Annotated in this window: 10 protein-coding genes and 3 pseudogenes; 9 read left to right on the forward strand and 4 right to left on the reverse strand. The window is 46.5% G+C overall.

Annotation, left to right across the window (positions count from 1 at the left end; genetic code table 11):
• The first annotated feature begins 256 nt into the window (after positions 1-256).
• From B5F54_RS15620 to B5F54_RS15650, 7 genes and pseudogenes are all read left to right on the forward strand, one after another.
• A complete protein-coding gene (locus tag B5F54_RS15620; protein ID WP_235821950.1) occupies positions 257-1,312 on the forward strand; it encodes a helix-turn-helix domain-containing protein in 1,056 nt (351 codons plus the stop codon).
• Between the two features lie 117 nt (positions 1,313-1,429).
• Positions 1,430-2,035 carry an MptD family putative ECF transporter S component gene (locus B5F54_RS15625; protein WP_071430316.1) on the forward strand — a complete coding sequence of 202 codons (606 nt, stop codon included), beginning with the start codon at positions 1,430-1,432 and terminating at the stop codon, positions 2,033-2,035.
• Positions 2,036-2,044: 9 nt separating this feature from the next.
• Positions 2,045-2,716 (forward strand): energy-coupling factor transporter transmembrane component T family protein, encoded by a 672-nt coding sequence (locus B5F54_RS15630; RefSeq protein WP_242969724.1) that lies wholly within the window; start codon positions 2,045-2,047, stop codon positions 2,714-2,716.
• Positions 2,716-3,426: an ABC transporter ATP-binding protein gene (locus B5F54_RS15635; RefSeq protein WP_242969725.1), complete on the forward strand. Its 711-nt coding sequence runs from the start codon at positions 2,716-2,718 to the stop codon at positions 3,424-3,426. Before B5F54_RS15630 ends, B5F54_RS15635 begins: the two co-directional genes overlap by 1 nt.
• Positions 3,402-3,908 (forward strand): annotated as a pseudogene (locus B5F54_RS15640) (ATP-binding cassette domain-containing protein); the annotation flags it as partial. The gene B5F54_RS15635 and the pseudogene B5F54_RS15640, both read left to right, overlap by 25 nt.
• Positions 3,901-5,649 carry an ABC transporter ATP-binding protein gene (locus B5F54_RS15645; RefSeq protein ID WP_087235130.1) on the forward strand — a complete coding sequence of 583 codons (1,749 nt, stop codon included), beginning with the start codon at positions 3,901-3,903 and terminating at the stop codon, positions 5,647-5,649. The pseudogene B5F54_RS15640 and the gene B5F54_RS15645, both read left to right, overlap by 8 nt.
• A 19-nt stretch (positions 5,650-5,668) precedes the next feature.
• On the forward strand, positions 5,669-6,040 hold the full coding sequence (locus B5F54_RS15650; protein WP_071430305.1) for a metal-dependent transcriptional regulator: 372 nt from the start codon (positions 5,669-5,671) through the stop codon (positions 6,038-6,040).
• A gap of 61 nt (positions 6,041-6,101) precedes the next feature.
• On the opposite strand, the gene B5F54_RS15655 is transcribed toward B5F54_RS15650, so the two are convergent.
• On the reverse strand, positions 6,102-6,431 hold the full coding sequence (locus B5F54_RS15655; protein ID WP_071430303.1) for a helix-turn-helix domain-containing protein: 330 nt from the start codon (positions 6,429-6,431) through the stop codon (positions 6,102-6,104).
• Between the two features lie 687 nt (positions 6,432-7,118).
• Between B5F54_RS15655 and B5F54_RS15660 the strand changes: the two are divergent.
• Positions 7,119-9,282: pseudogene (locus tag B5F54_RS15660) on the forward strand (VaFE repeat-containing surface-anchored protein); the annotation flags it as partial.
• A pseudogene (locus B5F54_RS15665) lies at positions 9,282-9,377 on the forward strand (YdcP family protein); the annotation flags it as partial. The pseudogenes B5F54_RS15660 and B5F54_RS15665, both read left to right, overlap by 1 nt.
• Positions 9,378-9,393: 16 nt before the next feature.
• Here B5F54_RS15665 and B5F54_RS17415 read toward each other — a convergent pair.
• From B5F54_RS17415 to B5F54_RS15680, 3 genes are read right to left on the reverse strand one after another with little or no spacing between them, the layout of a single operon-like run.
• On the reverse strand, positions 9,394-10,974 hold the full coding sequence (locus tag B5F54_RS17415) for a site-specific integrase (RefSeq protein ID WP_140400401.1): 1,581 nt from the start codon (positions 10,972-10,974) through the stop codon (positions 9,394-9,396).
• Positions 10,962-11,936, reverse strand: a complete 975-nt coding sequence (locus B5F54_RS15675; RefSeq protein ID WP_087235131.1) for a tyrosine-type recombinase/integrase — start codon at positions 11,934-11,936, stop codon at positions 10,962-10,964. The genes B5F54_RS17415 and B5F54_RS15675 overlap by 13 nt, the downstream gene beginning before the upstream one ends.
• Entirely contained in the window at positions 11,933-13,180 is a 1,248-nt protein-coding gene (locus B5F54_RS15680) for a tyrosine-type recombinase/integrase (protein WP_087235132.1), read from the reverse strand. The genes B5F54_RS15675 and B5F54_RS15680 overlap by 4 nt, the downstream gene beginning before the upstream one ends.
• Positions 13,181-13,521: the final 341 nt, after the last annotated feature.

Here is a 13,521-nt window from a genome sequence, read left to right on the forward strand (position 1 = left end):
AGCAATTTTTGATTTAGGGGCAGGGGTCCCCCCTAAATCAAAAATCCGCCAGTGGGTACTCACTGGCTGTGCTTGCTATCGTAACCCTACCCTCGTATTCTCCCTCTACTAATACTACAATTTGAAACAGAGATTTTGGCTATTTCCATCTAAAAATCTTTAACGTCATGGGCCTTTATCAAAATTTGACACAGAAGAAATTATCACATATACTTAATAGCAGTTAGTTATGGCGAACTGAAGGGAGGAATGGGTGGTGCTGACCTATGAAAAACAAGCACTCTCTGGTGCGATTGAAGTATTATTGCGGTCTGAATTGCCAGACGAATTTGAAGGGACAAAGTTATACGGCTCTCCCGAAGAAGATGAACTACGGCAGGACTGTAAAATATTTCGGCTGTCAAATGAAACAGGGCATGGACGCATTACAGTCTATCAGGTTTTTTCTGGTATTGAGCTTTACTATAACGATATGCACATGGGATATTGCAATCAAAATCAAGCCACAGCTAAAAACATGATAGAGATTAACCATTGTCTGATAGGACGTTTTGAGTGTAGCTTTGGTGAAAATAGTTGCTGCTATATGGCGGAAGGCGATTTGTCGATCAGCTCCATGATGAAGAAAAAGTCAAATTCGTGTTTTCCGCTGAACCACTATCACGGTATTTCTATCATCATCAATCTGGATGAATTGCTGCCGGAAGTACGGCAAATCATGGAGCTATTGAATATTGATTTGCACTACATACAAAAATATATTTGCGAAGGAAACCGTTGCTGCATCATGCGGGCCAATCCGTCTATTGAACATATTTTTTCGGAACTCTATCATGTCCGGGAAAAAAGAAAACCAGGATACATGAAAGTCAAAATGCTGGAACTGCTTCTGTTCTTAAGTGATCTCAATACGGCAGAAGAAGTTTTACAGACGGATTATTTCAATCAAAATCAGGTCGCATTGATTAAAGCAGTAGCGTCCTATATTACGGAGGACTTGACAGCACATCATACGATTGAACAGCTTTCCCAGAAATTCGAGATTTCTACAACAGCATTGAAAAAGTGCTTTCGAGGCGTCTATGGAACCTCTGTCTATTCTTATCTTCGTACCTATCGGCTTCAAGTCGCCAAAAAATTGTTGCTGGAAACCGAGTTGTCAGTAACGGAGATTGCAAGTAAAATCGGATATGAAAATCCGAATAAATTCACTTCTGCCTTCAAAGAAACGTATGGCAGCTCTCCGACGGAATTCAGAAAGAGTGTCCGTTTGGATAGAAGCGGGTCCGTATGGAGTGGCGAAGAAATCTGAGCTGTATTAGAATATCCTTTGTCAGATAAAAGCAGAAAGACCGCTTGAAGCTGGCCTATTTTTTGAATGGTGGGTTAGGTACTGCTAACTTTCTGCAAGACAAAGGAGGATTTCCAAATGGAAAATGAAAAATCGACAGGTAACAAGTACACTGTCAAAGACGCGGCAATCATCGGTATCTTCTGTGCGGTCATGTTCGTTGTATTTATGGTCTATTCGACCCTGACCGGCGCTTCACTGTTCTATTCCATGATTTTTAACGCCGCAGGTGCGGCACTTATCCTCGCACCGTTCTATGTTTATATGTGCATGAAAGTCGGCAAGCATGGCCCCGCTCTTGTCTACAATATCATGTGGGCAATTATCGCCGGATTGATGATGGGGCCATTTATGATTCCGTGGTTTTTGGGCGGCGGTATCATCGCAGAGCTTTCCATGTGCGGAAAGGATGCCTACCATGACATTAAGCGTGTGTCCATTTCGTGGGTAATCACGGCATTGGTTCGCGCTGCACATGGTATGTCAGAAATTTGGTTTTTCAAAGACGCATTTCTTGCCACCGGTGTCAGTGAGCAGCAGGTTCAGGTTCAGACCCAGTATTACACCGATCCGAAGTACGTCCTTTTGAGCCTGGCTGTCACCGCTATCCTGGCCGTCCTTGGCTGCATGATTAGCAACAAACTGATTGTGAAGCACTTCAGAAAGAGTGGCGCGATTAAATAAACTATGAGCATGAAATTTGATTTTCGGACCAAATTGCTTGTCATAGTTCTCACTATGTCGCTTGTGGCGGTGCTCACAAGCGACATTTTGATATACACACTTTTGGGCGTTTTGAGCGTGTATTTGATTATTCAGGGCTTTGGCAGGCAGACAATAAAATATCTAATCGTCTGCGGTGTTTTTATCGTGTTGAGGCTGCTTTCAGGAGGACAGGGCATTACCATTCTTATGCCGGAAATGTTCCTGTTCATGGTGCTGCGTATTTTGATGATGGTTATGGCTGCGCAGCCCGTGATTGGTATGCCGCCGGGAGAAGTTGTAGCAGTTTTTAAGAAAATCCACGCTCCTGATGGAATTGCCCTGCCCGTAACCTTCATGCTGCGTTTCTTCCCTACTGTGCGCAGTGAATTTTCCGATGTGTTTGCCTCACTTCGGCTGCGAAAGCTGTTGTCATGGAAACATCCTCTGGACGCAATGGAGTATATTGTTACGCCTGTTATTTTCCGTTCATCCAGAATAGCTGAAGAACTCGCAGCTTCTGCTGAAAGCAGGGGGATTTCCAATCCGGGAAAACATACCTGCCGCAGGAAGATAGAATTTCAAAAAAGAGATTGGATTATGTGCGTGGTTGCTGTTTGCGTAACCGCACTCTATTTTGTGCTGGAAAGGACGGTAGCATAATGGTAAATGATAAAGCAAGGCGATCCGTTATCCAGTTTGAAGATGTATCTTTTGAATATCCGGGAGCCGAAACAGAAAGTATCCATCATATCAGCCTCGATATAAAAAAGGGCGAGTTCCTTGTTCTGACTGGAGGGAGCGGCTGCGGAAAGACAACTTTAACACGATTGATAAACGGGTTAGCTGAACAATTTTACGAAGGGACGCTGAAAGGGCGAGTCACACTGCTGGGACGCAGCATATCGGAATATCCTCTGTATGAAATCGGGAAAAAAGTAGGTTCAATCTTTCAAGATCCAAAGAGCCAGTTTTTTGCCAGTATTACAGAGGATGAAATTGCGTTCGGGTGTGAAAACTATGGCGTTCCGTATGAAGAACTGGATGGACGGGTTTCAAGTGCGATCAAACGTATTAACGGAGATATGCTGCGCGGGAAAGAAATTTATCCGATGTCCAGCGGAGAAAAACAGAAAATAGCGGTGGCCTCCGTCAATGCTGTTGACCCGGAAATTTATGTGTTTGATGAACCTTCGGCCAATTTGGATATGTATTCCGTTGAGGCGCTTAAAAATTTGATGGGTGGACTAAAAGCGGAAGGCCACACAATCATTGTTGCTGAACACCGGCTTTATTATCTTACTGACCTTGCAGACCGTTTTCTTTATATGGAAAACGGGAGCATACCCGTCTGTTCAAGGACACCTTGCTGAATAATATTAAGGCGGCCCGCCCGGACGCTACCAGGGAAGAAGTCCTGAAAGCGGCTGATGAAGCACAATGCAAAGATATTATTGACCGCCTCCCGGATGGGCTTGATACGCTCGTTGGAACAGGAGGCACATATCTCTCAGGAGGTGAAAATCAAAGGATTGCTCTTGCAAGGGCAATCTTAAAAGACGCCCCTATTATTGTACTGGATGAAGCCACAGCATTTGCAGATGCCGAAAATGAACATCAGATACAGCTCGCTTTTGAGCGGCTGACCCAAAACAAAACGGTTCTGATGATTGCCCACCGGCTCTCTACGATACAAGACGCAGACCTTATCCTGGTGTTCAAGGAGGGGCAGATTGCAGAAAGAGGTACGCATGAAGAATTGGTAGCCTTAAATGGTATTTATTCTTCTATGTGGAAGGATTACCAAACCTCGATTACCTGGAAGGTCGGAAAGGAGGATGAGCAGCATGATTAAGGCGTTAAAAAAGAAGTATGCGTTAAGCGATCAGGGTGCAAAAGACCTGATAAAAGGGATCGTTTATTCGGTGCTGGCCAATATCAGCCTTATGTTTCCTGTTATTCTTCTGGCTATCGTCCTCAATCAGCTTCTTGCGCCTGTTTTGGGAGCGAGTGCACCAGAGATCAGTGCCGCCGTTTACACTGTGATTGGAATTGTGATTTTAGCTGTTGTTTTTATTTTTCATTATTGCCAGTACACCGCAGCATATCTCGGAACGTATGACGAAAGTGCAAGGAGGCGTATCGGTCTTGCGGAAAAATTGCGCACCCTTCCGCTGACCTTCTTCCACCAGCGTGATCTTGCTGACCTGACAAGCACTATTATGGGAGACTGTGCAAACTTTGAGCACGCATTTTCCCATACGGTTCCGCAATTCTTTGGAGCAGTTATCTCTACGGGGATTGTTTGTATCGGTCTGCTGATTTTCAACTGGCAAATGGGCCTGGCTCTTCTCTGGGTAGCCCCGATTTCATTTGCAATCGTTATTCTGTCACGGAAATGGCAGGAAAAACTCGGCAAAAAGCACATGAACGCAAGACTGGAGCTTGCAGAAGGCATTCAGGAATGTTTGGAAACCGTACAGGATATAAAGGCTTGCAATCAGGAAGAAGATTATCTTCGCAAATTAGACGCAAAGATGGATGCCGCGGAAAAAGCACAGATTTCATCCGAAATGACAACGGCAAGTCTGCTGACAACCGGCCAGATGTTTTTACGGCTCGGTTTGGCAACGGTGATTGTAGTAGGTAATAGTCTTGTGGTAAGTGGAGATACCTCTCTGTTTACCTATATTCTGTTTTTGATTGCTGCCTCCCGCCTGTACGATCCGCTTTCCGGGGCGATGTCAAATATGGCAGAGCTGTTTTCTGTGCAGCTTCAGGTAAACCGCTTGAAAGAAATAGAAGAATACCCGGAAGAAACCGGCGAGAAGAATATCCATACAAACGGGTACGATATTACATTCGATCATGTCCAGTTTTCTTACGAAAAGGGCAAACCGGTACTGAGGGATGTTTCGTTTACTGCAAAGCAGGGACAGGTCACAGCATTGGTTGGCCCGTCCGGCGGCGGCAAAAGTACAGTCGCAAAACTGGCAGCCAAATTTTATCCTCTGGACGGAGGAAGAATACTGTTGGGCGGAACCGATATTGCTCCGCTAAATTCAACCATGTTGATGAAAAACTTCTCTATCGTTTTTCAAGATGTTGTGCTGTTTAATAACACCATCATGGAAAATATTCGTGTCGGTAAAAAGGACGCAACGGACGAGGAAGTGATTGCCGCAGCTAAAGCAGCGCAGTGTGATGAATTTATTTCAAAATTGCCGGACGGCTATCAGACAGTGATTGGAGAAAACGGTTCTACGTTATCAGGCGGTGAATGCCAGCGACTTTCTATCGCACGCGCTCTTTTGAAAGACGCTCCTGTTATTCTTTTGGATGAAGCTACTGCCTCTCTTGACGTAGACAATGAAACAGAAATTCAAAATGCAATATCCAGGCTGGTAAAAGGCAAGACGGTTCTTATTATCGCTCATAGAATGAGGACGGTGGAGGCTGCCGATAGTATCGTTGTATTGTCAGATGGTATTGTAGCCGAAAACGGAACTCACGAAGAACTTATGAAAGAAAATGGCCTCTATCGTAGGCTGGTCGATTTGCAGACAGCTTCTGCAAATTGGAAGTTAAGCGTTTAATTCATAAAAGGAGGTACTGATGAAACTTCATGCGTCCGGGGAGGACTATCTGGAGGCCATACTTGTTCTTCATAAAAAGATGGGCATGGTGCGCTCCGTGGATGTTGCCCGGCACCTGGAGGTCACAAAGCCCAGCGTGTGCCATGCGGTGGCGACCCTGCGGGACGGGGGGTTCCTGACAATGGACAGCGACTATTTCCTGCATCTGACCGATGTGGGCCAGGAAGTGGCGGAGCGGATCTACGAAAAGCACCGCTTCTTTACTGACCGACTGATTGAAGCCGGCGTAGACCCGGAAACAGCGGAAAGGGATGCCTGCCGGATGGAGCATGTTATCAGCCAGGAGTCCTTCGAGCGTCTGAAAAATGCTTATAAAACAAAAGAAGAATAAACTGCCCGCATAGCAAACGGGTGAAACAGTAACGCGGCCGGGCACATCGAACCCGACCGCGTTACTCGTCTTTTTGGAAGGCTTCCGCCTGTTTGCAGAGTGCGATAAACTTTTCAATCTCTGCTTCGCTTTTCCCGGCAAAGAAGTCCACGACTGTTTTCGAGACTGTCTGATTTACCATTTCCGGGAAGATGGCGGCGTCCACGCTGATATTCAATTCTTTGGCGACAAGGACCACCGTTTCAAATTTCGGATTACTTTGGCAGGTCTCCAAATCTATGATCGTGCGGGGGGTCATACCGAGGCGTTCAGCTAACTGTTTTTGCGTCAGATGCTGCCGCTTCCGTTCTGACCGCACCTTCCATGCAAATAGATCCAGCGGATTGTTCACTACACACCACCTCTACATTATTGTAGGGTGTACTTCCGCTCATATAAATAACCATAAAACTCATGCAGAGTGAGTTATAACTCATGTTTCGTAGTAAAGGGAGATATGGATGAGAGCGCCAACACAAAGGAGGTCAAAATAAGGCGGGGTTTACCGCTTATGCGGCGGACGCCCATGCCACTACGAAAAATATTCCAATAACGCAGCAGCGAGCCATGCTCATGGAAGTGAGTTATGGCTCGCTTTTTATATACTACGGCTCACATCTCACAAAGCCCGTCCCTTTGACCACCTGCGCATGGGTGCGGGCTGCCGCTCTCCGCCCCGTTTCGTTCCGGCCTGTCAACCTGAACGAAACGAAAGGAACCGATTATGAGCGGCAAAAAATTTTTTAATATAAAAACCAACTAAAAATCTGATTGTCCGCTAAAACACTGTATCTATCAGCATTTTCAAGGGTTTAAATACTTCAAATTACTACGATTTTACTACCATTGAATGAGCCTTGATACGTTAGAAATCCCAGATTTGCAAAGATATGGTACAGCACATCAGTATTGATAAACTAAAAATTGAATATCGCAAGTAGATTATGGAACGCCGATATTGACGTTCCTTTTCTATTTCCAGCCGTTCAGAAATGGACGGCTTTTTCTATATCCAAACGAAAGGAGAATTTTAAAAGCTATGAAAAAGATATTGAAGCGATTAGCCACAGGCTTCCTTGCCTTTGCGACTATCGTTACCGCTTTGCCGACAACGGCAGTCCACGCTTCTGAAACGCAATACTGGACAGAAAGTGCAGAACGAGCAGGATATATCGAAAAGGTTATGAATGACGGTTCTATCGGTTCGACCTTTAATGAGGGAATTATGAAAGTTGAGGGCGAAACTGCCTACTGCGTGGACATCAACACCAACTTCAAGAACGGCTACAAGACCAGAGCCGACGCAAGCACACGCATGAGTGCTGACCAGATTCCGACGTTGCCCTCTCTCTGGAATACGTCAAGCAGTACGCACAGAGCCACAGCGAGCTGAATTATAAACAGGTCTATCTTCTTGAACAGTGCGTCGTATGGCAGAGATTGAGTGTTCATCTGGGCTGGCAATGCGATAACGTCAGAGCTTCCTATGATGAAATCTCAAAAGCCGTACAGGACGAGGTTTACGCTGGGGCGAAAGCCTTTGCCAACGAGAATAAGGGACGCTATGAATGTGGCGGTTACATCTACTCCTCTGGCGAGGGGCAGGACATTGGACAGTTCTGGGCGAAACTTGCCGTTGGAAATGCCACATTGAAAAAGACTTCCAGTAATGCCAGCATTACCGACGGAAACGGACTTTACTCTATCGCTGGTGCGACTTATGGTGTCTATTCTGATAAGGACTGTACGAAACAGCTTGCCACCCTTACGACTGATAACAGCGGAAATACTGATACCGTGGAAGTAAAGGCTGGCACAGTCTACATCAAAGAGCTTTCCGCTCCTGCTGGCTATAAGGTGGACAGCACAGTCTATTCCTTAAATGTGGAAGCTGGCAAAACAGCAACACTCAATGTATCAGACACACCAAAGGTTACAGACACATTGATTGAATTATTCAAGATTGACATGGAAACACAGAAAGACGCTCTACAGGGCGACGCTTCTTTAGAGGGTGCAGAGTTCACATGGAAATTTTATGCGGGACACTATACCGCTGATAATCTCCCTAGTGAGCCTACAAAGACATGGGTAACAAAGACAATCGCTGAAAAGGACAGCGACGGCACTATGGAAAATACCGTATCGAGGAAAGCAAAGCACCAGAGGGCTATTTGACGGACGGTGCAGAACCGATTGAATTTGAAATCACAGAGGACGGAAAAATCGTTGACCTTACAGGGACAGACACATCAATCTACAATCAAGTGAAGCGTGGCGACCTAGAGGGTGTCAAGATTGGAGCTGGCACACACCAGCGTCTTGCGGGAGTTCCGTTTAGGATCACAAGCAAGACCACAGGTGAGAGCCACATTATCGTGACAGATGATAACGGGCAGTTCTCCACTTCTTCTGACTGGGCTTCCCATAAGAACAACACCAATGCAGGAAAGACCAGCGAGGACGGTATCTGGTTTGGAACGAGCGAGCCAGACGACAGCAAGGGTGCTTTGATTTACGATACCTATATCATTGAGGAATTACGCTGTGAGGGCAACAAAGGCTTTGAGCTTATCCCGCCGTTTGAAATCGTGGTGTCCAGAAACAACGTGACCGTTGACTTAGGGACACTTACTGATGAATACGAGAAAGAAATCTTTATCCATACCACAGCCACAGGCAAAGACGGCGAGAAGTCTATCGTGGCTGGCAAAGAGGTAACAATCATTGATACGGTTACACTTGACGGGCTGGAAAAAGGCACAAAATATCAGTTAAAAGGCTGGCAGATGTTGAAAGAGGAAAACGCCGAGCTTCTTATCGACGGACAGCGTGTAGAGAACAGCTATACCTTTACCGCCGATGATGAAGAAATGAAAGTGGAAATTTCCTATACATTCAATGCGTCTGATTTAGGTGGTCAGAACCTTGTAACCTTTGAGGAACTTTACGACCTTTCCAATGAGGACGAGCCTGTCAAGGTGGCGGAACACAAGGACATTGACGACGAGGGACAGACGGTGCTTATCACGGAGCGTATCATCTCTATCCATACCACAGCGACCAGCGAGGACGGAAAGAAAGAGATTGAAGCAGGAAAAGACGTGACAATCATTGATACCGTTACCCTTGATGGATTGGAAATCGGCACAAAGTATCAGCTCAAAGGCTGGCAGATGATTAAGGACGAAAACGCCGTGCTTACATCAAGGCAGACGACATTGTATTGAAGAATAAAGGCGGTCAGCCCGCAGGAAATCCGCAGAACCACGCTCCGCAGGGACAGCAGAAAAAATAATCAGCAAAGCATATTTTCATTGTAGGTGATACTGATAGTCAATCAGATGGAACAGTTCTTCCCAAAACCGTCTGTCTGCAAATTGATATACACCATACGCAAACAAAACGGCTACGAATACACAGCAAATAATGTGTATTACTTTCTTTACCTTTTCGTCAGTCCTAATTTTCTTTGATATAGCAGAAAATATCGACCAGTGAAATCCGAGGTGAAAACTCATAAGCACAAACGCCCACGCTGTTGAAACAAGGTGTAAGTGTCTGCCAAGCTCAATCATCTTTCCGCTGCCTACGGCAAAGATGTATTGCGAAGCAAGGATTCCGCCGAACATACAAAGGAGCATAGCTAATAGGAGAAGAATGTTTATGATAAGTTGTATGGCTCGCATGACATTGTATTTGCCCTTTCGGAGCGTTTGATACCATTTGAAATTTAATACATTATGGCACACGAAAAGTATCCCGACAGCGATACCAAGCCATTCGTGAATAACGCCCCGTAAAACACATTGCCCCATCAGAAGCAGAAACAGAATATACATTGCTGAGTCTATGCTTCGTTTTAGGATTATTTTTGCTTTCATATCTTCATCGCTAACCGTGTAATTCACTGATTCCGCATCGGCAAGGCCTGCCCCCATGGCTTTTTCAATCGCTTTCCGCTTGGCTTCCGTATCCGCGTAAGCGTAGATCAACGTTGTTTCAACCTGTTTGTGCCCCAGCCACTGGGAAATCATTGTCAAATCCATTCCATGCTGGTATAAGTGCATGGCCCTGGTGTGCCTCCACAGATGAGGATGAACCCGTTCCGGCACATCGGGGCAGGTTTCCCTTGCCAGTTCCGCATACTTTTGGATGCGGAGCCTTGCCGTATCATCACACATTGCGCTGCGGGAACCTTTTCGCTCTACATAAAAAAGCCATTCTGTTGAAAAGGCACTTTCTCCTTTATGAAATGCACCCATGTAGTTATCCAGATGTTGTACCGTATCCTTCATCAAGGGGACTACCCGGATCTTGCCGCCCTTTCCATGAAGCGTCACAGTTGGTGTTTTGTCAATCCGCAGATCACAGATTTTCACATCCAGGGCCTCCTGAATCCTTGCGCCTGTGTCATAAAGAAAGATCATCAGGAATTGATCCCGCAGTCCCATTTTTGTGCGAGTATCAGGTGCCGCAAACAGAGCCTTGACCGCAGCTTCGGACATATAGTCCACCTCCCGGAAACGCTCCTTTTTCTGAATCTTAATCGCTGCCAGTTCACTGGACAAACTGATATACTCCGGCCTGCAGGCAGAAGCGTAAGTAATAAATGCTCGTATGGCGGCCAGTCTGTTATTCCGGGTAGCAGGGCCTACGCCTTTTTCTTCTGAAAGCCAGTCCAGGTATGCCACTACCATTTCATAACGGATCATCCCAAATGTAACCGACATCATGGGAATCTTTTTCTGTCCCGCTATATATTTCAAAAGCTGGTTCCACGCAGTGCGGTATGCTTTTACGGTATTGCTGCTGGCGTGCCGCTGGTTTGGCAGGTAGATCAGGAGAAAATTCCTCAACAGGCTGAACAGCTGCTCGTCTTTTACTTTTCCCATAGTTCTACCCTCGGAATCAGGCCGTTCATGGCTTCCCAGTCAATCCCGGCTGATTTCACCAGTTTTTCCGGAAGCAGATGGATATAGTACGCGGTTGCCTCCCAATCCTTATGGCCCATGTATGTCTGCAGATAAGGAAGCCGTGAGGAAAGTTCTTTCTTTTCATCCAGCCAGCGGTTCAGGACAGCCGTTGCGAACCGGTGGCGGAGGTCATATACCCGGACGGCAGGAAGAAGGTCTTTGGGAATTCCCGGTTTTGTGCGAGCAAAGAACCACTTAAATTTCCCCTGCATCTTCTGGGCGGAATAGGGGCCGCCATCCGGCGCGGGGAAGAAATATGCGCTTCCCGGAAATGCGGCATCCCGGATGCCGGCATAAGACCTTGCAAGAAAAAGCATGTCCTCCGACATTACGATAGTTCTGCTTTTACGCCATTTTGTTTCAATGATCCGTACTTCTCCGCTGTTCAAGTCAACCTCGTTCCGTTTCAGATGCCTCCCTTCGTTTGGCCGCAGGCCGCAGGTATAAGTCATCCGAAAGTATGTACGGAGCAGATGCGGACGGAATGGGTCGCGTGGATACTGGTAACAGTCGATTTCATGGAACAGCGCTGCCAGCTCATCATCCCCAAACAGATAAGGAATGAATACAGTGCCTCCGGCAGTAAACCGGTCTGGGAGGATATATGCCGCTTTCCCTATGGATTTTTGATATTTCCCCAACGCCCTGACAAAAGCTGCCTTCCCGTGGATGGTCTGCGGTGATTTCCCCGGTTCTGGCTTCAGCCAGTTCAGCACAATGGCCTGGGTAAGCTCCTGCTGGCCGAGATATACTTCAAAGCAACGGCGGTCAAAACTTTTGGCCTTTTCCAGGTAAGTGTTTTCGGAATAACCGAGGGCGCATTTCAAAGCGATCATACTTTCCAGATCCTGTGCAAATCCACTGGCAAACTTATCATTCATCCCTCCAACCCCCTTTCCAGCGGGATACCTTTAAAATCAAGGGCGCATTCTTTTAAGCTGCTGGTATCCAGGGAAAGGTACTGCCTTGCAGACTTTGGGTCGTCATGCCCCAGGATCTGTGTGATGGTTGTGAGCGGCGTTCCCGTCACCAAAAGCTTTTTTGCCAGCCGCCGCCGGAGTCCATGGAACCCTTTCCCATCAAAGGCATGGCGGTAAATCCCGGCTTTCCTTTGGTATTGCTGAAACATACATCCAATGCTGACCGCATCCGCCAGCCCTGTCCTGGGGGCAATCAGGCGCAAAAATACTTCCGGGCTCTCAGAGCGCGGCCTTGCATTCAGGATATAATCCTGCAAGGCTTCTCCCGCCTCCTTAACCAGCGGGGTATAGCTTACACGCCCTGTTTTTCTCTGGGTAAATCGGATTTCGCCCTTCCGCCAGTCAATGTCTGTCAACTTTATCCGGATCAGGTCTCCGGCCCGTAGGCCTGTTGTTGCCGCAAGGAGGATGATGGCGCGGTCCCGTTTTCCCATCTCGCTGTCTGTATCAATCACCCGTAGGATCTGGTCCAGCTCCTCATCCGTTACATAGCTTTGGATTGGCATATCCCGATATACCCGGTAGGAGAAAAGCTCAACACAATCCGGGGCCGGGAGGCTGCTTTCTTTCAGAAATATGTGGAAATGTTTCAGATAGAGCAGGATGTTATGCAGGCTGGAGGTTTTTACTTCCGCCGCCGTTTTCAGGATAAATTCCCGGACCTGTTCTACCGTCACCCATTCCAGGGAAGCATACCCTAAAGATTCAAAGTAATGCAGGTATCTGCGGACTACCCACACCACATCGTCCCTGGTATTCGGGCCATAGCCTTTATAATCCAGGAAAAGGTCGATGAGCTTCTCGCTATCCTCCGAGACCGGATACTTTGTCCCATGCTTTGGCATATTTAAATGCAAGGTTCCCGTCAGATAGAACTCGTCCAGGCGGTTTGCCGCCGATTTTACCCGTTTGTAGTAGTGGATGGAGATTTCTTCCCGATCCAGACGTTCTTTCTGAAGATCCACAAGCTCCCTGGTGATTGCCGGGTCATAGAAACATACGCCTCTTTTTTCATAATAAACGGCAACAGTCTGAAATTTGGGCGTGATATTTCTCCAAATGGTTGCTTCGCTGTAGCCCAGCTTTCTTGCCTCAGCAATTATCTGGGCGATCATCTCGTTAATGGTTTGCTTTTGTGTTTTCATAAGCACAGCCTCCTTGATATAGTCAGGTAAACTTCCTGCTGTAAACTATTATCAAGGATGGATGTATGGGAAGCTATAAGATTATCCCGAATGTTGGGAAGCTTCTGATGAAAAAGTATTGAAACCAGCTCAAAAGGGAGGAAAAGTTATCCCGAATTTTTTGAACGAAATCAGCATGGAAACAGGCTGAAAAATAAGGTTTCGGGATAATCCAACTTTCGGTATAACTATTCTCTAAAATTCCAGTCCCAAGCCCGTGCCCTTGTAAATTTTTCTCGAACACGAACACTTTTTTCGCTTGGAATCTTGACTCGAACACCCGTTCCTGATATACTAAAATC

The organism is Anaeromassilibacillus sp. An250, from assembly GCF_002159845.1.
Taxonomy (GTDB): domain Bacteria; phylum Bacillota; class Clostridia; order Oscillospirales; family Acutalibacteraceae; genus Anaeromassilibacillus; species Anaeromassilibacillus stercoravium.